The 26,456-nt window shown below is 74.0% G+C and carries 25 protein-coding genes; 13 read left to right on the forward strand and 12 right to left on the reverse strand.

The window, feature by feature from the left end:
- The 3 genes from ACQPX6_RS04375 to ACQPX6_RS04385 form a co-directional block, all read right to left on the reverse strand.
- Complete coding sequence (locus ACQPX6_RS04375; RefSeq protein ID WP_433785710.1) at nucleotides 1-408, reverse strand: hypothetical protein; 408 nt, start codon at nucleotides 406-408, stop codon at nucleotides 1-3.
- Between the two features lie 15 nt (nucleotides 409-423).
- Nucleotides 424-759 (reverse strand): DUF1918 domain-containing protein, encoded by a 336-nt coding sequence (locus tag ACQPX6_RS04380; protein WP_433785711.1) that lies wholly within the window; start codon nucleotides 757-759, stop codon nucleotides 424-426.
- Nucleotides 760-872: 113 nt separating this feature from the next.
- On the reverse strand, nucleotides 873-3,425 hold the full coding sequence (locus tag ACQPX6_RS04385) for an ATP-dependent Clp protease ATP-binding subunit (RefSeq protein ID WP_433785712.1): 2,553 nt from the start codon (nucleotides 3,423-3,425) through the stop codon (nucleotides 873-875).
- 198 nt (nucleotides 3,426-3,623) lie between these two features.
- Between ACQPX6_RS04385 and ACQPX6_RS04390 the strand changes: the two genes are divergently transcribed.
- Genes ACQPX6_RS04390 through ACQPX6_RS04400 form a run of 3 tightly spaced genes read left to right on the forward strand, consistent with a single transcriptional unit; the run spans nucleotide 3,624 to nucleotide 6,691 of the window.
- Nucleotides 3,624-4,646: an NADP-dependent oxidoreductase gene (locus tag ACQPX6_RS04390; protein WP_433785714.1), complete on the forward strand. Its 1,023-nt coding sequence runs from the start codon at nucleotides 3,624-3,626 to the stop codon at nucleotides 4,644-4,646.
- A gap of 60 nt (nucleotides 4,647-4,706) precedes the next feature.
- Entirely contained in the window at nucleotides 4,707-5,888 is a 1,182-nt protein-coding gene (locus ACQPX6_RS04395) for a zinc-dependent alcohol dehydrogenase (RefSeq protein ID WP_433785716.1), read from the forward strand.
- Nucleotides 5,885-6,691: an MBL fold metallo-hydrolase gene (locus tag ACQPX6_RS04400; protein WP_433785717.1), complete on the forward strand. Its 807-nt coding sequence runs from the start codon at nucleotides 5,885-5,887 to the stop codon at nucleotides 6,689-6,691. Before ACQPX6_RS04395 ends, ACQPX6_RS04400 begins: the two co-directional genes overlap by 4 nt.
- Here ACQPX6_RS04400 and ACQPX6_RS04405 read toward each other — a convergent pair.
- From ACQPX6_RS04405 to ACQPX6_RS04420, 4 genes are all read right to left on the reverse strand, one after another.
- Nucleotides 6,688-7,152 (reverse strand): winged helix-turn-helix transcriptional regulator, encoded by a 465-nt coding sequence (locus ACQPX6_RS04405; protein ID WP_433785718.1) that lies wholly within the window; start codon nucleotides 7,150-7,152, stop codon nucleotides 6,688-6,690. The genes ACQPX6_RS04400 and ACQPX6_RS04405 overlap by 4 nt on opposite strands.
- Nucleotides 7,153-7,305: 153 nt before the next feature.
- Nucleotides 7,306-8,169, reverse strand: a complete 864-nt coding sequence (locus ACQPX6_RS04410) for a MaoC family dehydratase (RefSeq protein ID WP_433785719.1) — start codon at nucleotides 8,167-8,169, stop codon at nucleotides 7,306-7,308.
- 5 nt (nucleotides 8,170-8,174) lie between these two features.
- Nucleotides 8,175-9,548 carry a 3-oxoacyl-ACP reductase gene (locus tag ACQPX6_RS04415; protein WP_433785720.1) on the reverse strand — a complete coding sequence of 458 codons (1,374 nt, stop codon included), beginning with the start codon at nucleotides 9,546-9,548 and terminating at the stop codon, nucleotides 8,175-8,177.
- Nucleotides 9,549-9,552: 4 nt separating this feature from the next.
- Nucleotides 9,553-10,875, reverse strand: coding sequence for an acetyl-CoA C-acetyltransferase (locus ACQPX6_RS04420; protein ID WP_433785722.1), 1,323 nt, complete (start codon nucleotides 10,873-10,875; stop codon nucleotides 9,553-9,555).
- A 94-nt stretch (nucleotides 10,876-10,969) separates the two neighbouring features.
- Here ACQPX6_RS04420 and ACQPX6_RS04425 point away from each other — a divergent pair, with 94 nt between their 5' ends.
- The 3 genes from ACQPX6_RS04425 (at nucleotide 10,970) to ACQPX6_RS04435 (ending at nucleotide 14,442) form a co-directional block, all read left to right on the forward strand.
- Complete coding sequence (locus ACQPX6_RS04425) at nucleotides 10,970-11,686, forward strand: TetR family transcriptional regulator (RefSeq protein ID WP_433785723.1); 717 nt, start codon at nucleotides 10,970-10,972, stop codon at nucleotides 11,684-11,686.
- A gap of 41 nt (nucleotides 11,687-11,727) precedes the next feature.
- Nucleotides 11,728-13,737: an acyl-CoA dehydrogenase family protein gene (locus ACQPX6_RS04430; protein WP_433785724.1), complete on the forward strand. Its 2,010-nt coding sequence runs from the start codon at nucleotides 11,728-11,730 to the stop codon at nucleotides 13,735-13,737.
- A gap of 138 nt (nucleotides 13,738-13,875) precedes the next feature.
- Entirely contained in the window at nucleotides 13,876-14,442 is a 567-nt protein-coding gene (locus tag ACQPX6_RS04435) for a DUF4190 domain-containing protein (protein WP_433785726.1), read from the forward strand.
- 235 nt (nucleotides 14,443-14,677) lie between these two features.
- Here ACQPX6_RS04435 and ACQPX6_RS04440 read toward each other — a convergent pair whose 3' ends face one another.
- Nucleotides 14,678-15,898, reverse strand: a complete 1,221-nt coding sequence (locus ACQPX6_RS04440) for a phosphodiester glycosidase family protein (protein WP_433785727.1) — start codon at nucleotides 15,896-15,898, stop codon at nucleotides 14,678-14,680.
- Nucleotides 15,899-16,151: 253 nt separating this feature from the next.
- On the opposite strand from ACQPX6_RS04440, the gene ACQPX6_RS04445 reads away from it, so the two are divergent.
- The 6 genes from ACQPX6_RS04445 (at nucleotide 16,152) to ACQPX6_RS04470 (ending at nucleotide 20,933) form a co-directional block, all read left to right on the forward strand.
- Complete coding sequence (locus tag ACQPX6_RS04445) at nucleotides 16,152-17,222, forward strand: TerC family protein (RefSeq protein ID WP_433785728.1); 1,071 nt, start codon at nucleotides 16,152-16,154, stop codon at nucleotides 17,220-17,222.
- Between the two features lie 10 nt (nucleotides 17,223-17,232).
- Complete coding sequence (locus tag ACQPX6_RS04450; RefSeq protein ID WP_433785730.1) at nucleotides 17,233-17,694, forward strand: DUF309 domain-containing protein; 462 nt, start codon at nucleotides 17,233-17,235, stop codon at nucleotides 17,692-17,694.
- A gap of 88 nt (nucleotides 17,695-17,782) precedes the next feature.
- Nucleotides 17,783-18,343, forward strand: coding sequence for a type 1 glutamine amidotransferase domain-containing protein (locus ACQPX6_RS04455; RefSeq protein ID WP_433785731.1), 561 nt, complete (start codon nucleotides 17,783-17,785; stop codon nucleotides 18,341-18,343).
- 61 nt (nucleotides 18,344-18,404) lie between these two features.
- Nucleotides 18,405-19,745: a lyase family protein gene (locus ACQPX6_RS04460; RefSeq protein WP_433785733.1), complete on the forward strand. Its 1,341-nt coding sequence runs from the start codon at nucleotides 18,405-18,407 to the stop codon at nucleotides 19,743-19,745.
- Complete coding sequence (gene pcaC, locus ACQPX6_RS04465) at nucleotides 19,742-20,149, forward strand: 4-carboxymuconolactone decarboxylase (RefSeq protein ID WP_433785734.1); 408 nt, start codon at nucleotides 19,742-19,744, stop codon at nucleotides 20,147-20,149. The genes ACQPX6_RS04460 and pcaC overlap by 4 nt, the downstream gene beginning before the upstream one ends.
- A 112-nt stretch (nucleotides 20,150-20,261) precedes the next feature.
- Nucleotides 20,262-20,933, forward strand: coding sequence for a hypothetical protein (locus ACQPX6_RS04470; protein ID WP_433785735.1), 672 nt, complete (start codon nucleotides 20,262-20,264; stop codon nucleotides 20,931-20,933).
- Between the two features lie 17 nt (nucleotides 20,934-20,950).
- Here ACQPX6_RS04470 and ACQPX6_RS04475 read toward each other — a convergent pair whose 3' ends face one another.
- Nucleotides 20,951-21,466 (reverse strand): FBP domain-containing protein, encoded by a 516-nt coding sequence (locus ACQPX6_RS04475; RefSeq protein ID WP_433785736.1) that lies wholly within the window; start codon nucleotides 21,464-21,466, stop codon nucleotides 20,951-20,953.
- Between the two features lie 169 nt (nucleotides 21,467-21,635).
- Here ACQPX6_RS04475 and ACQPX6_RS04480 point away from each other — a divergent pair, with 169 nt between their 5' ends.
- Nucleotides 21,636-23,543 (forward strand): MFS transporter, encoded by a 1,908-nt coding sequence (locus tag ACQPX6_RS04480; protein WP_433788185.1) that lies wholly within the window; start codon nucleotides 21,636-21,638, stop codon nucleotides 23,541-23,543.
- Nucleotides 23,544-23,620: 77 nt separating this feature from the next.
- Here the strand turns inward: ACQPX6_RS04480 and ACQPX6_RS04485 are convergent, their stop codons facing one another.
- The 3 genes from ACQPX6_RS04485 to ACQPX6_RS04495 all read right to left on the reverse strand — a co-directional run bounded on the left by ACQPX6_RS04485 (nucleotide 23,621) and on the right by ACQPX6_RS04495 (nucleotide 26,435).
- Entirely contained in the window at nucleotides 23,621-24,514 is an 894-nt protein-coding gene (locus ACQPX6_RS04485; RefSeq protein WP_433785737.1) for a type IV toxin-antitoxin system AbiEi family antitoxin domain-containing protein, read from the reverse strand.
- A 128-nt stretch (nucleotides 24,515-24,642) separates the two neighbouring features.
- Entirely contained in the window at nucleotides 24,643-25,479 is an 837-nt protein-coding gene (locus tag ACQPX6_RS04490; RefSeq protein ID WP_433785738.1) for a YceI family protein, read from the reverse strand.
- Nucleotides 25,476-26,435, reverse strand: coding sequence for an MSCRAMM family protein (locus ACQPX6_RS04495; protein ID WP_433785739.1), 960 nt, complete (start codon nucleotides 26,433-26,435; stop codon nucleotides 25,476-25,478). The genes ACQPX6_RS04490 and ACQPX6_RS04495 overlap by 4 nt, the downstream gene beginning before the upstream one ends.
- Between the last annotated feature and the right edge of the window lie 21 nt (nucleotides 26,436-26,456).

The raw sequence follows: 26,456 nt of genomic DNA on the forward strand, positions 1-26,456 counted from the left end.
TCAGCGCTCCAGCAGCCGGTCGAGCTTCTCCTCGATGCGGTCCATCCGCGCGCTGAGCTCGGTCAGCGTCCGGAAGGCGGTGGCGTCGGTGTTGAGCACGGCGTCGAGCCCCGACATGCGCACCGGCGACCCGGGGACGCGCGACGGGTGGCGCTCGCCCTCGAGCAGGGCGGCGTGCAGCTCGTTGACCCGGTAGTCCAGCCACGCCAGCAGGTCGCCGACCGCGATGCCCCGCCCGTAGCGGGTGCGCACCTGGTCGCGCAGCAGCGACGCGTGCTGCGGGCGGTGGCTCGCGTGACCCCGGTGCCCGTCGTCGTCGAACAGCTCCTCGAGGATGCCGTCGTCGTCCTCGTGGTGGTGATGATGGTGCTCGACGGGGGGCGGTGGCTGTCCCCAGGGCTCGCTCACGGCGGCCACTCTAGGTCAGCGCTCGAAGCGCTTGGCCACGTCGTCGGCGAGCCCCGACACGACGCGGGCGGCGGCACCGGCGGCGCCCTCGGCCTGCTCCTTCGCGGCGCCCGCGACCTCGGCGGCCTTCTCGCCCGCCTGCTCGGCGGCCAGCCCGACCTTGTCGGTGATCGATCCCGACTCGAACGTCGCGTCCGGGCCCGGGGTCACGAGCGTCTCCTCGCCCGAGTCGAAGCGGACGCGGTACGGCGGCCCGTCCTCGCCGAGCACCTCGACGACGGTGCCGGTCCGGTCGGGGACGTCGGTGTGGTTCGCGTGCATGCGGATGCGGTCGCCCACGGACGCGCTCACGGGGTCCTCCTTCGCGACGGGATGCCGGCGGACGGGTACCCCGACACGAGCGAAGGGCACCTCCGATCGGTCTACCCGATCGAAGGTGCCCTTCGCTCAGTACTGCGGGCCGGTCAGCCGGTGGCCACCGCGGCGGCCGGGCTGTCGACGGCGAACGTCAGCTCGCCGTCGGCGACGTCGACCGTCACCGTCTGCCCGCCGTGCAGCTCGCCGCCGAGCAGCATCGACGAGAGCCGGTTGCCGACCTGGCGCTGGATGGTCCGGCGCAGTGGCCGGGCCCCGAACTCGGGCTGGAAGCCCAGCTCGGCCAGGTGGTCGACGGCGGCCTCGGTGACCGCGATGCCGATGTCCTGCGTGGCGAGGCGCTCGCGCGTCTCGTCGAGCAGCAGGTCGGTGATCCGGCGCAGCTGCGCGGCGTCGAGGCGCTTGAACACGATGACCTCGTCGATCCGGTTGAGGAACTCCGGCCGGAACGACTCCCGCAACCGCGGCATGAGCCGCTCCTGCAGGGACTGCGACGGGTCGACGCTCGACGGCGCGAACCCGAGGGCCTGCGTGTTCGTGGTGATCAGCTCTGAGCCCACGTTGCTGGTCATGATCAGCACCGTGTTGCGGAAGTCGACCGTGCGGCCCTGCGAGTCGGTCAGCCGCCCGTCGTCCAGCACCTGCAGCAGCGTGTTGAAGACGTCGGGGTGGGCCTTCTCCATCTCGTCGAGCAGCACCACCGAGTACGGCCGGCGGCGGATCTCCTCGGTGAGCTGGCCGGCCTCGCCGTACCCGACGTAGCCGGGGGGCGATCCGACGAGCCGCGAGACGGTGTGCCGCTCGGAGTACTCGCTCATGTCGACGCGGACCATGCGGTCCTCGTCGCCGAACATCTGCGCCGCCAGGGCCTTGGCCAGCTCGGTCTTGCCGACGCCGGTCGGGCCGAGGAACAGGAAGCTGCCGATCGGGCGGTCGGGGTCACCCAGACCGGCCCGCGAGCGGCGCACGGCCTCGGCGACCGCGGCGACCGCGTCGTCCTGGCCGACGACCCGCTCGTGCAGCTCCTCCTCGAGCTTGAGCAGGCGGTCCCGCTCGGTCTCGGTGAGCTGGCTGACCGGGATGCCGGTCGAGCGCGAGACGATCTCGGCGATGTCCTCGACGCCGACCTCGAGCACGCCCGGCTGGTCCGACCGGCGATCGGTGCGGGCCTGCTCGAGCTGCGTCTGCGCCTCCGCGATCTCGTCGCGCAGGGCGCCGGCGCGCTCGTAGTCCTCGTCGGCGACGGCCTGGTCCTTGTCGCGCTGCAGCGACTCGAGCTTGCGCTCCAGCTCGCGCGAGTCGGTGTGCGGGCCCTTGGACCGCAGCCGCTTGCGCGCGCCGGCCTGGTCGACGAGGTCGATGGCCTTGTCGGGCAGGAACCGGTCGGTGACGTAGCGCTCGGACAGCTCGGCGGCCGCCGTCAGCGCCTCGTCGGTGAACCGCACCTGGTGGTGCGCCTCGTACCGGTCGCGCAGCCCGTGCAGGATCGCGATCGTGTCGTCGACCGACGGCTCGGGCACCATCACCGGTTGGAATCGACGCTCGAGCGCCGCGTCCTTCTCGATGGACTGGCGGTACTCGTCGAGCGTGGTCGCGCCGACGATGTGCAGCTCGCCGCGGGCCAGGGCCGGCTTGAGGATGTTGCCGGCGTCCATGCCGCCCTCGGACGAGCCGCCCGCGCCGACCATGGTGTGCAGCTCGTCGATGAAGACGATGAGCTCGTCGGAGTGCTCGCGCACCTCGGCGACCAGCTTGGTCATCCGCTCCTCGAAGTCACCGCGGTAGCGCGTGCCGGCCACCATGCCGGTGAGGTCGAGCTGGACGATCCGCTTGCCCTCGAGCTGCTCGGGGACGTCGCCGGCAACGATGCGCTGGGCGATGCCCTCGACCACCGCGGTCTTGCCGACGCCCGCCTCGCCGATGAGCACGGGGTTGTTCTTGGTGCGCCGCGAGAGGACCTCCATGGTCTGGTCGACCTCGTCCTCGCGGCCGACGACCGGGTCCAGCTCGCCCGCCCGCGCCTTGGCGGTCAGGTCGACGCCGAACTGGTCGACGGTGGGGGTGTCACTGTCGCCGCCCTGGCCGCCGGCGCCGCCCTGGCCGCCGCCGCTCGGGCGCTGGCCACCGGTGGCGGCGGAACGCTGCAGCGACTGCGGGGTGACGCCCTGGGCGCCGAGCGCACGGCCGACGGGGCTGTCGTTGTTGGCGGCGAGCGCCAGCACGATGTGCTCCGGGCCGATGTAGCTCGAGCCGAGGGCACGGCTGATCTGGTGCGCGTCGAGCAGCGTGCGCTTGGCCGTCGGGGTGAGCGACGGCGGCTCCGTGCGGGCCTCGCCGCGGGGCAGCTGCTCGTCGGCGGTGCGCTGCAGCGCGTCGGGGTCGGCCCCGGCGCCGGACAGCAGCTGGCGCAGCGGGGGGACCTGCGTGACGACGTGCAGCAGGTGCCACGCGTCGAGGTCCGCGTTGCCCCGCTCGGCGGCCTGCTGGGCCGCGGCGCCGACGAGCTGGCGCGCCGGCTCGGTCATGAGCTGGGTGATGTCGATCCGTTGGACGCCCCGCGGGGAGGCACCGCCCAGGAAGCGGGCGAGGAAGTCGTCGAACGGGCCGGACCCGGGACCACCGGGCCCGAAGGCGCTGGTCATGAAGCTCCTCAGTGGGTCCACGCCGGCGGGTGACGCCGGCACTGACGGGATCAGCAAAGACGGCGGGACTTTCATTCCTGAGCCGCACCGACTCAAGTCGTGACGCGGGCCATGAGTCGACCGCACTCAGGATCGGGCTACCCGGGTCACGGCATGGTCACGCGCCCGCGCGGGCACGCCGGGCGCATGAGCCGCCCGATGACTGCAGGGACCGTGACCGCCCGCGAGGTCCACCTCGTCCGCCGCCCCTCGGGGATGCCCGATCCCGACGACTTCGCCCTCGTCGACCGCGACCTGGGCGAGCCGGGCGACGGCGAGGTCCTCGTCGCCAACCACCACTTCTCCGTCGACCCCTACATGCGCGGCCGGATGAACGACGTCCCCTCGTACGTGCCGCCGTTCCGCCTCGACGAGCCCATGGACGGGCGGGCCGTGGGCGAGGTGGTCGCCAGCAACAGCGACGACGTGGCCGTGGGCGACCTCGTCACGACCAACCTCGCCTGGCGCACCCACGGGATCGTCCCCGCGCGGCAGGTGCAGAAGGTCGCCGCGCCCGAGGGCGTGAGCCCGTCGGCGTTCCTCGGCGTGCTGGGCGCGCCCGGTCTGACCGCGTGGGTCGGCCTGCTGGACAAGGCGTCGTTCCGCGAGGGCGACGCGGTGTTCGTGTCCGGCGCCGCGGGCGCGGTCGGCAGCCTCGTCGGGCAGCTCGCGAAGCTCAAGGGCGCGTCGCGCGTGGTCGGCAGCGCCGGCAGCGCGGACAAGGTGCGCTGGCTGACCGAGGAGCTCGGCTACGACGCCGCGTTCAACTACAAGGACGGCCCCGTCGTCGACCAGCTCCGTCAGGCCGCACCCGACGGCATCGACGTCTACTTCGACAACGTCGGCGCCGACCACCTCGAGGCGGCCATCGCCTGCGCCAACGACTTCGCCCGCGTCGCCGCCTGCGGAGCGATCGCGCACTACAACGACACCGACGAGGACCCGACCCCCGGTCCGGCCAACCTCTTCCAGATCGTCAAGAAGCGCCTGTCGATCCAGGGCTTCATCGTCACCGACTCGCTGGACCGGATGCGCCCGTTCCTCGAGGAGGTCACCCCGTGGGTCGCGGAGGGCCGGGTGAAGTTCTCGGAGACCGTCGTGGAGGGCATCGACCGGGCCGTCGAGGGTTTCCGCGGCATGCTCCGGGGCGAGAACACCGGGAAGATGATCATCAAGGTGTAGGTGATCCGGTCGTGCCCGGGGCGTCGTTTCGGGACGCGACGCCACCGGGCAGCCGGACCCATGCGTGCACTGACATGGCAGGGACAGCAGGACGTCCGCGTCGAGACCGTGCCGGACCCGACGATCCAGCAGCCGACCGACGCGATCATCAAGGTCACGAGCACCGCGATCTGCGGGTCCGACCTGCACCTCTACGAGGTGCTCGGCCCGTTCCTCGACCCGGGCGACATCCTGGGCCACGAGCCGATGGGCGTCGTCGAGGAGGTCGGGTCCGACACCGGCGACCTCGAGGTCGGCGACCGCGTCGTCATCCCGTTCAACATCAGCTGTGGGCACTGCTGGATGTGCGAGCGCCAGTGGTTCGCCCAGTGCGAGACCACCCAGAACCGTGACCAGGGGATGGGCGCCTCGCTGTTCGGCTACACGAAGCTCTACGGCCAGGTCGCCGGCGGCCAGGCCGAGTACCTGCGGGTCCCGCAGGCGCAGTTCGGGCCGATCAAGGTGCCCGAGGGCCCCGCGGACGAGCGCTTCCTCTACCTCTCCGACGTGCTGCCGACCGCCTGGCAGGCCGTCGCCTACGCCCGCGTCCCCGAGGGCGGCAGCGTCGCGGTGTTCGGGCTCGGCCCGATCGGTCAGATGGCCGCCCGGATCGCCCGCCACCAGGGCTTCCGCGTCATCGCCGTCGACAGCGTGCCCGAGCGCAACGCGATGGCCCGCCGCCACGGCATCGAGGTCGTCGACGCGTCGAGCGTCGACGACGTCACCGCCGCCATCCGCGACCTCACCGACGGCCGCGGCACCGACTCCGCGATCGACGCGGTCGGCATGGAGGCGCACGGCAGCTCGGTGATCCCGCAGCTCGCGCAGAAGATGGCCAGCAAGCTGCCCAGCGCGATCTCCGCGCCGCTGATGCAGGTGGCCGGCGTCGACCGCACCGCCGCGCTCGTGGCCTGCGTCGACGCGGTGCGCCGCGCCGGCACGGTGTCGCTGTCCGGCGTCTACGGCGGCACGGCCGACCCGATCAACATGCTGAAGATGTTCGACAAGGGCATCGAGCTGACCATGGGCCAGGCCCACGTCAAGCGCTGGATCCCGGACATCCTGCCGCTGCTCACCGACGAGGACCCGCTCGGCGTGCACGACCTCGAGACCCACCGCCTGCCGCTCGAGTCGGCGGCGCACGGGTACGAGATCTTCCAGAAGAAGCAGGACGACTGCATCAAGGTCGTCCTCGCGCCGTGAGCGCCCCGCACGAGTCGTCCCTGACGTTCATCGGGACGGCGACGACGCTGCTGCGGTGCGGGGGGATGACGGTCCTCACCGACCCGAACTTCCTGCACCGCGGGCAGCGCGCCTACCTCGGCTACGGGCTCTGGTCGCGGCGTCTGACCGAGCCCTACCTGACGCCCGCCCAGCTGCCCGCCCTCGACGGCGTCGTGCTCTCGCACCTGCACGGCGACCACTGGGACCGGGTGGCCCGGCGGGGCCTGGACCGCTCGCTGCCGATCGTCACGACGCCGGCGGCGGCGCGCACGCTGCAGTCGCGGCAGCGCTTCCGCCGGGCCACCGGCCTGGAGACGTGGGAGCAGCACACGCTGCTCGGGCCGGCGGGCGCGACGCTGCGGGTGACGGCGCTGCCCGGCATCCACGCGCCGCGCCCGCTGACCCGCCTGCTGCCGCCGGTGATGGGCAGCCTGCTGGAGTTCGCGGACCCGTCCGGCGAGGTCGTGCGCCGCATCTACGTCTCCGGCGACACGCTGCCCTTCGAGGGCATCCGGACCATCCGCGAGCACATCGGGGAGGTCGACCGCGCCGTCCTGCACCTCGGCGGGACGACGCTGCCCGGCGGGCTCGTCGTGACGATGGACGGGCGCATGGGCGCCGACGTGCTGGAGACGATCGCGCCCCGGCGCGCGACCCCGATCCACTACGACGACTACGGCGTCTTCCTCTCACCGCTCGAGGACTTCCTCGGCGAGGTCGAGCGGCGCGGGTGGGACGACCGCGTCGACGTCGTCCGGCGCGGCGAGACGATCGCTCTCTAGCCGGACATCCTCGCGGCGATCTCGGCCGGCATCCCGGGGCCGGGGACGGCGCGCAGCTCGGCGGGGTCGTGCACCTCGCCGCAGGTGTCGCACACCAGGCGCTGCGCGACGTCCCCGCCGCACCCCTCGTGCCGGTAGAGCACCGGCGGGCCGTCGGGGGCGAGGTGGCGGTCGCCCCACGCGGTCAGCGCGACGACCACGGTGGCGAGCTCGCGGCCCTGCTCGGTGAGCGCGTACTCGGCGCCGTCGGGGCCCGTGCGCTCCATGATCCCGTCGGCGACGAAGCCGTCGAGGCGCTTGGCGAGCACGTTGGTCGCGATGCCGAGCGAGCGGAAGTCGCCGAAGCGGCGGGCGCCGGCGAACAGCGCCTTGCGCACGATCAGCAGGCTCCACCGCTCCCCGACGACCTCGAGGGCGCGCGCGGCGGAGCACACCTCCGCGTCGTAGGTCCTTCCCAGCACGGGGCCGAGGCTACGGACGCGGGCTTGCATCACGCAACTCGCTGCGGCGAGGCCTGAACGAACGAACGGCGCTCTCGCTGCTTCGGAAGCAGCGAGAGCGCCGTTCGTTCTCCGGGTCCCGGCGCGCCGTGAGCGACACGCCGAGGACCGGGGTCAGGCGTCGCGGAGCGCCAGGAGCAGGTGGTCCTTGCCCTTGGTGCTCACGAGCTTCGCGTCCCACCCGCCGTCGACGGCGGCGGTGTGGAAGTACGCCTTGGACGGCGCGCGCACCGGGGCCTTGAACACCACGTCGACGGTGAACGCCGGGCCGTGGCGCCCGGCGAGCGCGGCGAGCGCCCGGGCCTTGGTCCACATCCCGTGCGCGATGACCCCGGGCATCCCGAACGCCTTGGCCGCGAGGCCGTTGACGTGGATCGGGTTCACGTCACCGGACACCGCGGCGTAGCGGCGCCCGATGTCGCCGGAGACCGTCCAGATCGCGTGCGGCAGCCGGCCGACGTGCGGCTCGGGCTCGGGCGGCGCGGCGGGCACGTCGTCGGCACCCTCGGGGGCCGGCGCGCCGCGCACGAAGTACGTGCTGCGCGAGCCCCAGATCTCGGCGTCGTCCTCGTCCCGCACCTCGGTGACGAGGTCGACCTGTGCGCCCTTGGGGTGGGCGGCCAGGCGCTCGGCGTGCACGACGACCCGCAGCGGCTCGCCCACCGCGGGCGGACGGGCCTGGGTGATGACGTTGCGCAGGTGCACCATGCCCGGCGCGGGCAGGGGGAACTCGCGGTCGGTCATCAGCCGCATCTGCAGCGGGAACGCCAGCATGTGCGGGTAGGTCGGCGGCACGACGCCCCCGACCTGGAACCCGCAGACGTGCGCGTAGTCGGCGACGGCGTCGGCGTCGATGCGCACGCCGGGCAGCTCCAGGCGGCGGTCGGGCAGCGTCGAGCCGCCCGAGCGCGCCGTCAGCAGGGCCCGGCCGTAGAGCACGCCCAGGGTGGGCGGCCCGTCCAGCGTCTCGGTGGTCACGGTCGTCAGGCCCCCAGGTAGTTCTGGCCGTCGACCCGCAGGACCTGGCCGTTGACGGCGTACGAGGCGCCCTGCGCGAACCAGGCGATGGTCTCGGCGACGTCCACCGGGAGCCCGCCCTGGGTCATCGACGACAGGCGCCGCCCGGCCTCGCGGGTGCCGACGGGCATGGCCTTGGTCATCGCGGTCTCGATGAACCCCGGCGCGACGGCGTTGATCGTCGCGTCCTTCTCCACGAGCAGCGGCGCGGTGGCGTCGACCATGCCGATGACGCCGGCCTTCGAGGCGCCGTAGCTGGTCTGGCCGCGGTTGCCGGCGATGCCGGCCATCGACGACACGGTGACGATGCGCCCGCCGCGGTGGAACACGTCGGACGACAGCAGCGCGTCGTTGATCTTCAGCTGGGACTCCAGGTTCACCGCGATCACCGAGTTCCAGCGGTCGCGATCCTGGTTGGCCAGCAGCTTGTCGCGGGTGATGCCGGCGTTGTGCACGACGACGTCGAGCCCGCCGTGGCGCTGTGCGTGCTCGAGCAGGCGATCGGCGGCGTCGTCGCCGGTGATGTCGAGCTGCAGCGCGCTGCCGCCGACGTCGTTGGCGGTGCGCGCCAGCGCGTCCCCGGAGGCGGGCACGTCGACGCAGATCACGGCCGCACCGTCGCGGCGCAGCGTCGCCGCCACCGTCGCGCCGATCCCGCGTGCGGCCCCGGTGACCACCGCGGTGCGCCCCGCGAGGGGCTTGTCCCAGTCGACGTGCTGGCTCGACCCGGAGAACCCGGGCACGGTGCCGACGTCGAGGCGCTGCCCGTGCACGAACGCCGAGCGCGACGAGAGGAAGAAGCGCAGCGTCGACTCGACGTCGTTCTCGGCGCCGTCGGCGACGTGCACGAGGTTGACCGTCGCGCCGTAGCGGGCCTCCTTGGCCGCCGAGCGCACCAGGCCCTCGAGGGCGCGGCGGGCCGCGCGGACCGCGGGTGAGGTGGCCTCGGCCGGCACGTCACCGATGACCAGGACGCGTCCGGACGGGCCGACCCGGCGCATCACCGGGGTGAGGAACGCCTGGACCTCGGCGAGGTCCATCGGGCCCGACAGCCCGGTGGCGTCGACGATCCCGGCCGCGACCTTGGAGGTCGAGCTGCCGCCGCCGACCGGGGCGTTCGGGTCGTCGTGCACCTCGATTCCCAGGTCGGTGAGCAGGGAGCGGACGACCTTGGCCACGCGGCCGTCGGCGGTCGCGCTGCCCAGCAGCGCCGGGCCGGACAGCAGGGGCTGGCCGGGCTCGTAGCGGCGCAGCTTCGGCACCGGGGGGAGCCCGACCTGGCCGGCGATCGTCTTGCCGAACGAGGAGTTGACGAAGTCGGAGTACCAGTCGTTGCTCATCTTCCTAGGCCTCCAGGATCGCGACGACGCCCTGACCGCCGGCCGCGCAGATCGAGATCAGGCCGCGGCCCGAGCCCTTCTCGTGCAGCAGCTTCGCCAGGGTGGGGACGATGCGGGCGCCGGTGGCCGCGAACGGGTGCCCCGTGGCCAGCGACGAGCCCACGACGTTGAGCTTGGATCGGTCGAACGAGCCCAGCGGCTCGTCGTACCCGAGCTTCTCCTTGCAGAAGATCGGGTCCTCCCACGCGGCGAACGTGGCGAGGATGGTCGAGGCGAACGCCTCGTGGAACTCGTAGAAGTCGAAGTCCTGCAGCGTCAGGCCGTTGCGCTCGAGCATCCGCGGCACGGCGTAGGCCGGCGCCATGAGCAGGCCCTCGTCGCCGTGCACGTAGTCGACCGCCGAGGTCTCGGCGTCGACGAAGTGCGCCAGCACCGGCAGGCCCCGCTCGGCGGCCCACTCGTCGCTGGCCAGCAGCACGGTCGCGGCGCCGTCGGTGAGCGGTGTGGAGTTGGCCGCGGTCATCGTGGCCTCGGTGTCGGGGTAGCCGGCCGGCTTGAACACCGGCTTGAGCTTGGCCAGCCCCTCGACCGTCGAGTCGGCCCGCAGGTTGTTGTCCTTCGTGAGCCCGAGGTAGGGCGTCATGAGGTCGTCGAAGAACCCGCGGTCGTAGGCCTTGGCCAGGTTCTGGTGGCTCGCGGCGGCGATCTCGTCCTGGGCGCGGCGGCTGATCTGCCAGGCCGCGGCGGTCTGGGCCGCGTGCTCGCCCATCGACATGCCGGTGCGCGGCTCCTTGTTGGCCGGGATCTCGGGGACGATCTGGCCGGGGCGCAGGCCGGAGAGGGCCTTGAGGATGCCCGCGGTGGACTTGGCGCGGTTGGCGGCCAGCAGGACGCTGCGCAGGCCCTCGTTGACCTCGATGGGCGCGTCGCTGGTGGTGTCGACGCCGGCGGCGATGCCGCTCTCGATCTGCCCGAGGGCGATCTTGTTGGCGATCAGCAGCGTGGTCTGCAGGCTGGTGCCGCAGGCCTGCTGGACGTCGTAGGTCGGCGTCGCCGCGGCGAGGCGGCTGCCGAGCACGGCCTCGCGGGTGAGGTTGAAGTCGGTGCTCTTCTTGAGCACGGCGCCGGAGACGACCTCGCCGACGTGCTCGCCGGCCATCCCGAACCGGGCGACGAGCCCGTCGAGGGCGGCGGTGAGCATGTCCTGGTTGGACGCGCGGGCGTAGGCGCCGTTCGACCGCGCGAAGGGGATGCGGTTGGCGCCGACGATCGCGGCGCGGCGCGGCAGGGAGCGGGACGGTGATGCCGAGGACGAGGTGGGGGCCACGTTTCCTCCCGGGTCGCGGACGGGGGCGTTCACGGCAGCGTGACGTGCGCCGTGGGGGCGGAGTTACCCGAAAGTATCAGGTACCGTCGGTAACGTGAGCCGTCGTTCCACGCATCACGTCGACACGGGCCCCGGTGCGGGCCGTGACGGCGAGCGCGACGGCTCGCGGCCGCGGCGCGACCGGCGCTCGAGCCGCTGGGACGAGCATCGCCGCGCCCGGCGCCACGAGCTCACCGCCGCCACGATCGTGGCCATCCGCGCGCACGGCGCCGAGGTCGGCATGAGCCAGGTCGCCGCGCAGGCGCGCACCAGCAAGACCGTCGTCTACCGGCACTTCGCCGACAAGAACGACCTCTACCTCGCCGTGTGCGACCGGGTGGCCGAGGTGCTCGTCGGCCAGCTGCAGAGCGCGATGCGGGACTCCGCGGACGACCCCCGCGAGACGCTGGTGTCGGGCATCGACGCCTACCTGCGGCTCATCGAGGCCGACCCCGAGGTCTACCGCTACGTCATGCGCCCGCCGAAGCTCGACCGGCCGGCGAACGAAGACCCCGTCAGCGATCTCTGCACGGTCATCGGCGACCACATCGCGGAGATCATCTCCACCGAGCTCCGTCGCCAGAACCGCGCCGTCGACCCCGCACTGACGTGGGGCCACGCGCTGGTCGGGATGGTCCGGGCGGCCGGCGACCAGTGGCTCGCCGCGCGGCCGGACCTCGAGCGCGAGGTGCTCGCCGCCCAGCTCGCCGACCTGGCCTGGGCCGGGTTGTCGCGCACCGTGACGCCCTCCGCGGCGTCCTCCGCGTCCTGACGGCCCCGCGAAACCCCACTCCGCTCCCCCGGGAGGACCCCGTGAATCACCCGACCGATCGAGTTACCGACCAGTACACCGAGGCGACCGTCGCCGCGGTCCAGCGCACCCTCGACGGCCGCTGGCACACCCTGCGCGACGAGATCCGCGGCCGGCACGACTTCGCCGAGCTGCGCGTCCACCCCGGCACCGACGTCGAGAGCTACCGGGCGGCGATCTGGGAGATGCTGCAGCGCCTGGCCGACGACGGTCACGCGGTGCACGGCTTCCCGACGGCCGTCGGCGGGCGCGGCGACATCGGCGGCTCGGTCGTCTCCTTCGAGATGCTGGCGTTCGCCGACCTGTCGCTGCAGGTCAAGAGCGGTGTGCAGTGGGGTCTGTTCGGCGGCGCGATCCAGGCGCTGGGCAACAGCGAGCAGCACGCCCGCTTCCTGCCCGGGGTCATGGACCTCTCCCTGCCCGGGTGCTTCGCCATGACCGAGACCGGCCACGGCTCCGACGTCCAGTCGGTGCACACCACCGCGACGTACGACCCGGGCACCCGCGAGTTCGTCATCGACACCCCCACCGAGGCGGCGCGCAAGGACTACATCGGCAACGCCGCGCGCGACGGGAAGATGGCGGCGGTGTTCGTGCAGCTCTACAGCCTGGGCGAACGGCACGGCGTGCACGCCGTCCTCGTCCCGCTGCGCGGCGACGACGGCGAGGTCCTGCCCGGCGTCGAGATCACCGACGACGGGCACAAGGAGGGGCTCAACGGCGTCGACAACGGGCGCCTGGCCTTCCACGGCGTCCGCGTGCCGCGCGAGAACCTGCTCGACCGCCACGGCTCGGTGGCCGAGGACGGCACGTACTCCAGCTCGATCGAGAGCGAGAACCGGCGCTTCTTCACCATGCTCGGCGCGCTCGTGCGCGGGCGCGTGAGCGTCTCGGGCAGCGCGGTGGGCGCGGCGTCGCTGGCCCAGACCATCGCCGTGCGCTACGGCGAGGCACGCCGCCAGTTCGCCGCGCCCGGGGGCGAGGACGAGATCGTCGTGCTCGACTACCTCGCTCACCAGCGCAAGCTGCTGCCCGGCCTCGCGCGCACCTACGCGCTGCGGTTCGCGCAGAACGAGCTCGTCGAGATGCTCCACGACGTCCAGACCACCCGCGAGGCCGGCGGGGAGGTCGACGAGAAGCGCCAGCGCGAGCTCGAGTCCCGCGCCGCGGGCACCAAGGCGCTGACCACGTGGCACGCCACCGCGACCATCCAGGCCTGCCGCGAGGCGTGCGGCGGGCAGGGCTACCTGTCGGAGAACCGCCTCGGGCAGCTGCGCGCCGACACCGACGTGTTCACCACGTTCGAGGGCGACAACACGGTGCTGCTCCAGCTCGTGGCCAAGGGCCTGATCTCGGGCTACGCCGACGACTTCGGCAACCTCGACACCCTGGGCACCGTGCGGTTCGTCGCCGACCAGGTGCTCGACACCGTCGCCGAGCGCACCTCGCTGCGCCAGCTCGCCGAGCGCCTGCGGGCCGTGGGGCCGGGCCGCGACGAGGACGACGTGCTCGACCGGTCGTGGCAGGTCAAGCTCCTCGACGACCGCGAGGAGCACACCCTCGACGGGCTCGTGCGCCGCCTGCGGCCTGCGCGCGACAAGAGCCTCTCGCCCGAGCGCCAGTTCGCGATCTTCAACAACGCGCAGGACCACCTCCTGCGCGCGGCCCGCAGCCACCTCGACGGCCTCGTGCTCGACGCCTTCGTCCGCGGCATCGACCAGGCCGTCGACCCCTCGGCCCGCACGCTGCTGAGCAAGGTCTGCGACCTGTTCGCCCTCTCGCTCATCGAGGAGGACAAGGGCTGGTTCCTCGAGCACGGGCGGATCTCCGCGACGCGGGCGAAGACGGTGACCGCCGAGGTCAACCGCCTGTGCCAGGAGCTGCGGCCCCACGCCCGCGCGCTCGTCGAGGCCTTCGGCATCCCGGAGGAGTGGATCGGCGCCCCGATCGCGACCGGGGCCGAGGACCGCCGCCAGGACGAGGCCCGCGCCCACGCCGCCTCGCTGCACTGACGGTGCACTGACGGTCCGCGCACCGTCCGTCGTCCTCTCGCGCGACACCATCCGTGGACTCCGGTCGGAACGGGTACGGGTGGCACGATGACCGCCCGGCCGTCGGCCGGAGCAACGAGGGCGCGAGAGGACGACGACGTGAGCACTCCGGGCGAGGGCTACGGCCAGCAGAACCAACCGGGTCAGGGGCAGTCCTACGGGGAGCCGGCGTACGGCGCGGGCTCGGGTCCGAACCCGCCCGGCTGGGGGGACCCGGCGACCCCCACGGCGAAGCCGCGCAACGGGGCCGGCATCGCCTCGCTGATCCTCGGGATCCTGTCGATCCTGCTCTGCTGGCTCGGCTTCGTGGGCGTCCTGTTCGGGGCGGGCACGGCGTTCGGCCTCGGCGCGATCCCCGTGGTCCTGGGGCTCCTCGCGATCATCCTCGGGATCGCCGGCCTACGACGAGCGCGGCAGGGCGTCGCCAGCAACCGCGCTGTCTCCATCATCGGCCTGGTCCTCGGCATCCTGGGTCTCATCGCCGCAATCGCCATCACGCTGACCGCCGCGCTCGCATCGACGGTCGTGCAGCCGAACGTGCAGGAGCTCCAGCAGTGCATCTCGAACGCGCAGGGTGACCCGGTCGCCCTCCAGCAGTGCCAGCAGCGGTTCTCGGGGCAGTTCCAGAACCTGCAGAACGGCGTCCCGCAGGGCGACGGCGGCTGACGCACCCACCGACGACGACGGCCCCCGCACCCGATGGGTGCGGGGGCCGTTCTCGCGTCTGGGTGTCCGGACCGGGCGATGAGCCGCCTCGCGGCGCGTGGCACAGCAGGGCTTCAGCCGAACGATCGTCCCTGGAGGCCTTCTTAAATGAGACCCGGGGGCACATGGCGCCCGGCCCGGACACCCCATTGAACCCCATGCCGGCGCGGTCTGTTCCCGGGGTCCGGCGATCCCGTCAGCGGGGGAGGACGGCCAGGGCGTCGGTCACGGCGCGCAGCGGGTCGGCCGACGGCGCGTTGACGATCGCGAGATCCTCGTCGCGGCCGCGGCGCACCATGGTCGTCGACCCGCCCCCGTCGAGCGACGCCGCGACGGGCGCACCGAGGTCGGTGAGCAGCCGGGCCAGCTCGGCGAGGGTGGTGCCGATGCTCGCCTCCTGGCGCCCGTCGACGGTGACGAGCCAGAGCCGCCGCCCGTCGTCCGAGAGGCCGACCGCGGTGCGCGGCGCCCGCTCGCTGTCCTGCAGGCCGGCCAGCACCCGCCCGCCCCGCGCCAGCGGCAGGGCGCCGACGGCCACGCGCAGCGGCGGCGCGCCGACCGCGGCGACGGTGCGCTCGACCCGCAGCGCCGTGTCCACCGCGAGCCCGCGCAGGGACGCCGCGCCGTGGTCGCGACCGACGAGGGCGACGGTGCCGGCGGGCAGCCGGTCCGCGCCGGGCGGCCCGACCGCGACGACCTGCCCCCGGGCCACCCGGACCTCGAGCGTGTCCGCGCTGCACGGCGCGTGGGCGTCGGTGTCGGTGCCGCAGGTGGCGCGCGCCCGCGGGGAGTCGCCCCAGGCCGCGTCGAAGACGCCGACGCCGTCGACGGGCACCGCGTAGCCGTCGAGGCCCGCGAGGGGCACCTCCCGGTCGGCGGCGACGGCCCGTCCGCGCTGGGTGACGCGCGCCAGGTGCGCCCGCCCGTCGGCGTCGACGCCCACCACCGTGTCCGGGTCCTCCCCGGGCGGTCCCGGGGGCGCGGGACGCCGGCCGGCAGGGACGCCGGAGCTGCGCAGGGCTCCGTCGACGACCTGCACGCCGACCGGCGCTCCGCTGCCGCCCTGGTCGAAGAACCCGCCGTTGACCGCCGTCACCGCGCCCGCGCGCCCGGCGAGCTCTGGCACGGTGGCGACCGCGGCCACGACGGGCGGGGTCAGCAGGTCCACGCGCACGGCGGGCGAGGCGAGGTCGACCTCGACGACGTCACCGCGGATCGGTCCGCCGCGCGGGTCGGGCAGCGTCGTCGTGAACTCGCGGTACGTCGTCCCGGGCAGGTCGGGGGCCGCGCGGGGGACGAGCAGCGCGTCGAGCACGCGGCCGTCCGGGGGCGGCGGCTCCGGCGGGCCGGCGCCCAGGGTCAGGGCCGCGGCGGCCAGCAGCGCGAGGGTGCGGGCCCACCGACGCCTGGCGGCCACGCGTGCCTCCCGGGGCGTCGGCGGGCCCGCCTGGGGAGCCCGGCCCGCGACCCTGGACCGGCGGTGCGCCCCGGAACGGCCCCGACACACCTCGTCCGCCGGACACCGCCCGGTCGGGTGGCGCCGGAAGAATCCGACAAGCCGGTCGTTCCGGACGGAGCGTCGGTATCGTCACAGCGGGGAACCCTCGTTCCGGTGTGTCCGTTGCGAGCGCGAGCACTCGAGAGCCGACGGCAGTGGTGGAGGAACAGGCGTGACGGTCCCGCTTTGGGCATGGGCGGCCACGATCGGTGGCATCGTCGTCCTCGTCGGCATCGACATCTGGCACGCCCGCTCGCCGCACGAGGTGAGCTTCCGCGAGGCGACGCTGTGGTCGGTCATCTACGTCGCCGTCGCCGTGGTCTTCGGCGTGATCCTCCTGTTCGCGATGGGCACGAAGGAGGGCACCGAGTACTTCGCCGGCTACCTCGTCGAGAAGAGCCTGTCGGTCGACAACCTGTTCATCTTCGCGGTGATCCTCGGCCAGTTCGCGGTGCCGAAGCGCCACCAGCAGAAGGTGCTGCTGTGGGGCGTCATCGGGGCGCTGGTGATGCGCGCGATCTTCATCGCCATCGGTGCCGCGGTGATCTCGGCGTTCGCGTTCGTGTTCGTGATCTTCGGCCTGTTCCTCATGTACACGGCGTGGACGCTGATCCGCCAGCACGGCCAGGAACCGAAGGACATGCACGACAACCGCGCGGTGAAGTTCGTGCGGCGGATCGTCACGGTGCACGAGGACCAGGGCGACCACCAGGGCGAGTCCGACGACGGCAAGCTGACCGCGCGGGTCAACGGCAAGTGGGGCGTGACCCCGCTGTTCATCGTCGTCGCGGTGATCCTGTCGGTGGACCTGGTGTTCGCGCTCGACTCGATCCCCGCGATCTTCGGCATCACGCAGAACGCCTACATCGTCTTCACGGCCAACGCGTTCGCGCTGCTGGGCCTGCGGGCGCTGTACTTCCTGCTGGTCGGCCTGCTCGACCGCCTCGTGCACCTGTCCTACGGCCTGGCGTTCATCCTGGCGTTCATCGGCGTCAAGCTGATCCTGCTGTACCTGCACGAGGACGTGAACCCGGCGATCCCCGAGATCCCGACGTGGCTCTCGCTCGTGGTCATCGTGGCCACGCTCGCCGTCGTCACGGTCACGAGCCTGGTGTCGACGAGGAACGCCGAGGCGAAGGCCGCGGAGTCGTCGGACGCCCCGGCCGAGCTCGAGTCGGGCGACGGGGGCGGCACCAGCAGCACCACCGACGCCGACCAGACGGGCTCGCGCACCCAGTCCTAGGGTCGAGGGCGTGACCGACGGGCGGGACCGGGACGCCGAGGGCCGCGCGCGCAACGCGCGGCCCCGGGACGCGAGCGGGCGGCCGCTGCCGCGGGGCGTGCGGGGCGTGGAGCGGCCCGAGGAGGACGAGCCGCTCCCGCCGGACGAGGCGTTCGCCCGGGCGCAGGAGTTCCTCGACCACGATCGGCCCTTCGACGCGCACGACGTGCTCGAGGCGACGTGGAAGGCCGCGCCGCCCGACGAGCGCCTGCTGTGGAAGGGCCTCGCTCAGCTCGCGGTCGGCCTGACCCACGAGCAGCGGGGCAACCCGCGCGGGGCGTCGTCGCTGCTGCGGCGCGGGGCGGAGACCATCGGCGAGGCGCCCGAGGCGGCCGCCCGCCATGGCGTCGACCTCGTGGCCCTGGCCGACTGGGCCGCCGCGCGGGAGGCGTCGGGGCCGTCCGCGCCCGGCCTGGTGCTGCGGGCCCGCTGACCGTTTCGGGTCGCCCGCCTCCCGGGCAGCCGAGGATCGACGGCGCCGGGACCGGCGCCGCGTCGACTCCCCGAGGAGGAAGCAGACGATGGCGGGCGAACTGGACGGACGGCGGGTCGCGATCATCGCCACCAACGGCGTGGAGCAGGTGGAGCTCGAGCAGCCCCGGTCGGCGGTCGACGGGGCGGGCGCGCGCAGCACGCTGATCTCGCTGTCGACCGACCCGCTCCAGGCGATGAACTCGGACATCGACAAGGGCGACACGTTCACCCCGGACGCCGCGATCTCCGACGTCTCGGCCGACGACTTCGACGCGCTGATCCTGCCCGGCGGCACGATCAACGCCGACCAGCTGCGCCAGAGCGGCGACGTCGTGTCCTTCGTGCAGGCGATCTTCGCCGCCGGCAAGCCGGTCGGCGCCATCTGCCACGCGCCGTGGACGCTCGTCGAGGCGGACCTGGTCCGCGGGCGCACGCTGACGTCGTACCCGAGCCTGCGCACCGACATCCGCAACGCCGGCGGCAACGCCGTCGACGAGGAGGTCGTGGTGGACAAGGGCCTGGTCACGAGCCGCACCCCGAACGACCTCGACGCGTTCTGCTCGAAGATCGTCGAGGAGTTCGCCGCGGGTGCGCTGACGCGCACGTGAGCAGAAATCGGTGCTGGAGCACCGTTCGCTGCTCACGTGCACGGAGTGCACACTGCCCCGCGTGACCGACCCCGGGCTGTTCGACGCCGTGCTCGCCCGCGGGGGCGCCCGGGGCGCCACGACGGACGCGGCGTGGGTCGCCGCCCTCCTCGAGGTCGAGGCGGCCCTCGCCGCTGCGGCGGCCGACGCCGGCACCCTCGACCGCGCCGACGCGGAGGCCATCGCCGACGCGTGCCGCCGCCCCGTCGACCCCGGTCGCCTCGGCGCGGCGGCGGCGTCGTCGGGCAACCCCGTCGTGCCCCTGGTGGCCGAGCTGCGGTCCGCCCTCGAGGGGTCCGCCGCATCCGGGGTGCACCGGGGCGCGACGAGCCAGGACGTCCTGGACACCGCGGCGGTGCTGGTCGCGCGGCGCGCCGTCGCGGCGGTCACCGACGACCTGCGCACTGCCGCCGACGCGGCCGCCGCCCTCGCCGCCGCGCACCGCGACCTCCCGGCGGCCGGGCGCACGCTGCTCCAGCAGGCCGCACCGATCACCGTCGGCCTGCGCGCCGCCGGGTGGTGCGCCGGCCTCGAGGCCCCGGCGGCCGCCCTCGCGGCGTGGCGTCCCGCGGTGCAGCTCGGGGGCGCGGTCGGCACGCTCGCGGCGTTCGACGGGCACGGTCGCGAGGTCCGGGCCGCGCTCGCCCGCCGCCTCGACCTCGACGAGCCCGTGCTCGCCTGGCACACCGAGCGGGGGCGCATCGCCGAGCTCGCGGGGCTGCTGGGGCGCGCCGGCGCCGCGGTCGGCACCGTGGCCACGGACCTCGTGCTGCTCGCCCAGACCGAGGTCGGCGAGGTCCGCGAGGACGTCGCCGGCCGCGGCGGATCGTCGACGCTGCCCCACAAGCGCAACCCCGTCGCCGCGGTGTCGGCGCGCGCCGCGGCGATCACCGCGCCGGGCCTCGTGGCGTCGCTGCTGACCGCGGCCGGCCTCCACGAGCACGAGCGCGCCGCCGGCCCGTGGCACGCCGAGTGGCGCCCGCTGACCGAGCTGCTGCGCACCGTCGGGTCCGGGGCGTCGTGGCTGGCCGACGCGCTGACCCACCTCGCCGTCGACCCCGACCGCGTCGCCGCCTCGCTCGACGTCACCGGGGGCCTGCTGCTCGCCGAGCAGGCCACCACGGGCCTGCGCGCGCGGCTCGGGCACGCCGCCGCGAAGGACCTCGTCACCACCGCCGCCGGTACCGCCCAGGACGAGCACCGCCCGTTCGCCGACGTGCTGACCGAGGCGCTCGCCGATCTCGAGAACCCGCCCACCGACCCCGCGGCCGAGGTCCGCGCGCTGCTCGACCCGGCCGCCGCGGTCGGGGAGGCGGCGGCGCTCGTCGACGACTTCCTGCGATCCCGTGAGGTGACCTCGTGAGTCCGCACCCCTCGACCCAGGACTGGGACCCGGCCGGCGAGGAGGTGCGCCGGGCCGTGCTCGGCGACGCCCACGTCGACCGCGCCGTCGCGAGCACCGACGACGTCACCGCCGACTTCCAGGACTTCATCACCCGCTACGCCTGGGGCGGCATCTGGACCCGGCCGGGCCTCGCCCGCCGCGACCGCAGCATCGTCACCCTCTCGGTGCTCGCCGCCCTGGGCCACGAGGGCGAGCTGGGCATGCACGTGCGCGCGGCGCGGCGCAACGGCCTGACCCGCGAGGAGATCCAGGAGGTCCTGCTCCAGGTCGGCGTGTACGCGGGCGTGCCGACGGCCAACCGGGCGTTCGCCGTGGCCCAGAAGGTGCTCGCCGAGCTCGCCGAGGAGCCCGGCACCGCCTGACGCCCGCCGCGTCGGGCGACGGCTACCGTGGTCGGCGCAGTACGGTCACTCGGCGCCCGGCGACGGAGCCTGACCGGTGCGGGCCGACGACGATGGGCGGGGACGGGAGCCGATGGAGCGCGCGGGGGAGGCACGGGGGCGCGTCCGCCGTGCCGCGCTGGCCGGGGCGCTCGCGGGCCTCGCGCTGCTGGCCGCCGCCTGCTCCTCGGGGCCGCCCACGGGCACCCCGCCGATCCCGACGTTCCCCGGTCCGGGCGCCGCGCCCGTCACCAGTGCGCCGCCGCCGCGCAACAGCATCCTGCCCACCGAGTGCGACCAGGTGCTGGGGTCGGACCAGCTGCCGAACTACCTCGGGCTGCCGCTGGGCTCGGTGCGGGTCACCGCGCTGCGCGACGTCCCCGCCCCGCAGGTCGGGCGCCTCGAGCGCGTGACCTGCAACTACACCTCGCTGGGCGGGCCGGGTGCGCCGCCGCCGAACACGCTGATCCTCAAGGTGCTCACCAGCGGCTACACCGACCCCGGCGCCGCCGCGGCGCAGTCGCAGGTCAACCGGGACGCGAACGCCAGCTCCGGCGTGCCCGCGCAGCCGGTGCCCTTCGGCACCGCCGAGGCGCTGTTCTACCCCGACCCCGAGGGCCCGGTGCTCGTCGTGGTCTACGGGCGGGTGACGGCCAGCTTCACCCTCACGCCCGACCGCCCGGTGCCCGACGAGCAGGCCCAGCCGGTGCTCGTCGACCTGGCCCTGCGCGCCCTCCCGGTGCTCGTGCCGCCCACCGGGTCCTGACGGGCTGCGCGCCTGACCTACGCCGGGGCGCGCGCCGCGTCCACCCTGCCGTGGACCGCGGCGAGGAAGGTGTCGACGCGCACGCGCAGGGCGGCCACGCGCTCGTCCACGGGGTGGCTGAGGTCGGGAGCGACGGTCGGCGTCGCCTTCTCGAGGCGGGTCACCGCCGGGCACGCCAGGTCGTCGCAGATGTAGGTGCCGACGCTGTTGCCCTCGCGGCCGGCGGCCCCCGCGCGCGGCGCCGTGTGCAGGGTGACGGCGCCGTCGGAGCGCGTGGTGCGGCAGAGCGCGCACATCGCCGTGCGCCGCCGACCGCCGCCGGCGGCCGGGCGCAGGAGCACCCCGGTGACCACGCCCTCGTGCAGGCTCACGAGGTAGGCCCGCTGGGGCATGCGCGGGTCGCGCCAGCCCACGAACTCGACCTCGTCCAGGTCGGTGCCGACGACGTCGTCGGCGAGCGTCATCCGCTGCGCGTCGCCCTTCGAGCAATTGATCATCGAGCGACGGACGGCGTCGGCGGTCAGCGCGTGCACGGGTCACATCGTGCCAGGGAACCCCGGCGCCTATAGTTGCCCGAAGCTAAGCACCCGAGAGCGCGGAGGCGACGTGACGACCAGCGTGGGGGAGAGCCCGACGGACTCCCGGTACCGGTGGATCGCACTGACCAACACGACGCTCGGCGTGCTGATCGTGACGATCAACATGTCGATCCTGCTCATCGCGCTGCCCGACATCTTCCGCGGCATCGCGCTCGACCCGCTGCGCCCCGAGAACATCAGCTACCTGCTCTGGCTGATCATGGGCTACCTCGTGGTGACCGCGGTCCTGGTCGTCACCTTCGGACGGATCGGCGACATGTTCGGCCGCACGCGGATGTACACGCTGGGCTTCGCGGTCTTCACGGTGTTCTCGGTCCTGCTCGCGGTCACGTGGCTGCAGGGCGACGCCGGGGCGATCTGGCTGATCGTCATGCGCGTGCTGCAGGGCATCGGCGGCGCGCTGCTGCTGGCGAACTCGACGGCGATCCTCACCGACGCCTTCCCGGCCCACCAGCGCGGCCTGGCGCTGGGCATCAACTCGATCGCCGCGATCGCCGGCTCGTTCCTCGGCCTGATCATCGGCGGGGTGCTCGCGCCGGTGGCCTGGCACCTCGTCTTCGTCGTCTCGGTGCCGTTCGGTCTGTTCGGCACGGTCTGGGCCTGGGCGAAGCTCAAGGAGACCAGCGAGCGCCACGCGGGCCGCATCGACTGGTGGGGCAACGTCACCTTCGCCGTCGGCCTCGTCGCGGTGCTCATGGGCATCACCTACGGCATCCAGCCCTACGGCGGGCACGTCATGGGCTGGACCAGCCCGACGGTGCTCGTCTGCCTGATCGGCGGCGTCGTGGTGCTCGGGGTGTTCGTCGTCATCGAGCGGCGCATCGCCGACCCGATGTTCCACCTGTCGCTGTTCTCGATCCGCGCGTTCACCGCCGGCAACATCGCCAACCTGCTCTCCGCGCTCGGCCGCGGCGGCCTGCAGTTCATCCTCATCATCTGGCTGCAGGGGATCTGGCTGCCGCGCCACGGCTACGACTACGAGTCGACGCCGCTGTGGGCCGGCATCTACATGGTGCCGCTGACCGTCGGCTTCCTGATCGCCGGACCGCTCTCGGGCGTGCTCTCCGACCGCCACGGCGCCCGCTGGTACGCGGGCGGCGGCATGGTCGTCGCCGCGGGGAGCTTCCTCGCGCTGGCGTTCCTGCCCGTCGACTTCCCCTACGTGTGGTTCGCGGTGATCCTCGCGGTCAACGGGCTCGCGATGGGCCTGTTCTCGTCGCCGAACCGCGCCGCGATCATGAACAGCGTCCCCGCCCGCCAGCGCGGCGCGGCCGCCGGCATGACGGCGACGTTCCAGAACGGCGCCACGGTGCTCTCGATCGGCATCTTCTTCTCGATGCTGATCCTGGGCCTCGCGTCCACGCTGCCGTCGGCGCTGTTCACCGGGCTGACCGGGCAGGGGGTGCCGGCCGACGCCGCCGGCCGGATCGCCGAGCTCCCGCCGGTGAGCACGCTGTTCGCGGCGCTCCTGGGCTACAACCCGATCGAGACGCTGCTCGGGCCGGGCGTGCTCGCCCAGGTCGGCCCCGACCAGGCCGCGTTCCTCACCGGGCGCAGCTTCTTCCCGCAGCTCATCAGCGGGCCGTTCGCCGACGGGCTGACGCTGGCGCTCGGCTTCGCCGCCGCGTGCTGCCTCGTGGCCGCGGTCGCCTCGCTGCTCGACGGGGGCAAGCCCAGCGTCGAGGCGGAGGCGGCCCCGGCGCTCCCGCCGGCGGGCCCGCCGGCCGACGGGCGTCCCGTCGCCGTGACCGGCCGCGTGCTGGCCGGCGACGACGCGCCGGCCGCCGCGGTGCTCACCCTCGTCGACGCGCGCGGGCAGGAGGCCGACCGGACGACCACCGACGACGACGGCCACTTCGCCCTGCGCGCCGACGGGCACGCCGGAGAGCACCTGCTCATCACGTCCCCGCGCGGGCGGACCGCGGTGGCACCGGCGGCCACCCGGGTCACCGTCAACGGGGCGCCGGTGCACGTCGACGTCGTCCTGCGGGAGCGTGCGGCCGCCCGCTGATGGGCCCTCGGATGTGGCAGTTACTGGCTCGTATCCCTCGCCAGGCGAGGGATACGAGCCAGTAACCGGGGACGACCTCACGCTGCGCTCGCCGCCAGCGCGCGGCGGACGACGTCGGCGAGATAGTGAGGGTTCTCCTGGAGCTCGTACCAGGTCACCCGGATGACCCGCCAACCCCCGATCACGACCTCGTTCTGGCGCAGGCCGTCCCGGCGGAAGCGGTCGACGTCGCGGTGGAAGGCCCAGCCGTCGATCTCCACCGCCACGCGTTGCACGGGGAACGCGAGGTCGATGACGACGCGGCCGAAGCCCGGGAGGTCGACCGGGAGGTTCGCCGTCCAGCCCGTGATGCGCGCCCGGTCCAGGAGGCGGACCGCGTCCCGCTCGGCCTCCGATCGCGCTCCGCCGTCGGCGAGCTCGACCAGGCGGCGAGCGAGGACCGCGCCGTGGCGCTGACCCGTCTCGCGCAGGGCCTCCCGCAGGGCGGACACGCCGAAACGGCGACGCTGGAGAGCCCGGTCAAGCAGTCGCGCGCCCTCCACGAGCCCCAGCGTCGTCGCCGCCTCGAGGGCGGCGAACGACTGCCGCACCACCCACACCCCGTCGACCAGCTCCCGGTCGAGGGGGGAGACCGTGCGGCGCACGACGCGGACACCGGGCGGCGCCCTGTGCCCGGCCGTCGGCCCCACCGCGATCGTGATGGTCGCGGGCCGGCGGTCGGTGAGGTCCCACCACGCCGCCCCCGCGTGCCCGATCAGCGTCGCGCCCTCCCCGCCCCAGAGCGCGGCCGCGCGCAGCCTGGCCCTCGGGGTGAGGTCGTGGGTCGCGGCGAGGTAGACCCGTGGGTGCACCACGAGCCACTCCCCGGAGTCGACCCGGCGATCGATGGCGGCAGGGGACAGACCGAGCCGGCGGGCCTGGTCGTGGCGGACGAGGCCGTCCTGGCGGCGCAGGAGCTGGAGAAGCTTCATGCCGGGTTCGACGCAGCGGCCCCGCGCCCGGCTCCACAACGGGTGTCTCCGGCGCCGGCCTCAACGGTTACTGGCTCGTATCCCTCGCCAGGCGAGGGATACGAGCCAGTAACCGCGCAGAGCCGGGGTCAGCCCGCGCGCACGGCCTCGATGTCGATCTCGATGCGCAGGGTCCGGCCGACCGCGAAGATGCCCGCGATCACCGACTGGTTCCAGCGGATGTCGAAGTCGTCGCGCGAGAGCTGGGTGGTCGCGCTGAAGCCGGCGCGCTCGCCGCCCCAGAGGTCGGGGCCGGCGCCGTGGTAGACGACGTCGAGGTCCACGGTGTGCCGCACGCCCTTGAGCACCAGGTCGCCGGTCATCGTCCACCGGTCGCCCGTGTGACCGGCGATGCGCGTCGACGAGAACTCGATGTGCGGGAACGCGAGCACGTCGAGGAAGTCGCCCGCCCGCAGGTGCTGGTCGCGGGTCTCGTCGTCGGTGTCGACGCTGGCGGGGTCGATGCGGGCGTGGACGTGGGTGCTCGCGAGGTCCGGGCCCATCTCGATCGCGCCGGAGAAGCGCCGCAGCCGCCCGTGCACCTTGGTGATGCCGAGGTGGAACGCCGACGCCGCGATGCGCGAGTGCACGGGGTCGATGTCCCAGCGGCCGGGCGCGGGCAGGGTCAGCGCCCCGGTGCGCGTGAGCACCACGCGGCCGAGGTCGCCCGCGCCGGCCACGGGCCGCGCCGCGGGCGTGTGCCCGAGCGCCGAGGTGATGACGGTGGCGGGCCCGTCGGGGAGACCCTCGACGACGAACGCGCCGTCGCCGCCGACCGAGGTCCTGCCGATCTGCGTGCCCGCCGCGTCGATCACGGTGACCACGGCGAACGGGACCGGCCAGCCGTCGCTGGTGACCGCGACACCGCGCACCCACCCGCCACCACGCGAGGCGCCGGACACGACCGTCCGCTCGCCGGCGCTCACCACCGCTCCGTGCGCTCGCCCGCCTCGGTCACCTCGTCGGTCTCGAGGTGCTGCCCGTGCCGGCCCTCGGCCACCGGCTCGCCGTCGGTCGCCGTCGCCCGGCCCGCCCACCCGTCGCCGTCGGACGCGGCGCCCGGCCCGTCGACGGCCGGCGGGACGAGGCTCAGCACGACCTCCGACGGGTGCCCGGGGCCGATCTCGATCTCCGAGGCCACCGGGGCGTAGCCGCTCGCGGTGATCGTGTAGACGCCGTGGGCGACGTCGTCGAAGCGGAACGACCCGTCCTCGCCGGTGACGCGCGAGCCGACGACGTGGCCGTCCTCGCTGACCAGCGTGGCCAGTGCCTCGGCCACGGGACGCCCCGCGCCCGCCGAGCGCACGGTGCCCGTGAGCTGGGTGCGCGTGGCCAGCGAGATGTCGTGGGCGACGTGGCCCTCGCCGGGCACGCGGACGGTCTCGGCCACGGGGGCGAGGCGCGCGGCCGCGGCGGTGAGCGTGTAGGTGCCCTCGGTGAGGTCGGAGAACCGGTAGCCGCCGTCGGCGTCCGAGCGCGTGACGGCGACGACGGTGCCGCGGACGTCGGTGAGCGTGAGGACGACGTCGCCCTGGCCGCTGACCCCGCCGGCCTCGGTGTGGCCGTTGGTGCCGCCGCCGTGGCGCACGCCGACCGTGCCGCCCAGCGTGGCGCCGCCGCCGGCGAGGCCGACGTCGTGGCGCAGCGGCCGGTCGGCCACCGCGACCAGCGAGGCCTGCGGCTGGTGGGTCGACGACGAGCAGATGACGAGGTACGTCCCGCCGGTGGGCGGGACGAGCTGGAAGTGCCCGCCCTCGTCGGCGGCGGCGCGGTCGAGCTGGTCGCCAGAGAGGTCACACAGCGTCAGCGCCGCACCGGGCACCGGGGCGCCGTCGCCGCGCGTCACCCGACCGAAGATCATGATCGGTTCCTGACCGTCCACCGACGTCCACCTCTCGACTCT

This window comes from Actinomycetospora sp. CA-101289, from assembly GCF_050955895.1.
Classification (GTDB): Bacteria; Actinomycetota; Actinomycetes; order Mycobacteriales; family Pseudonocardiaceae; genus Actinomycetospora.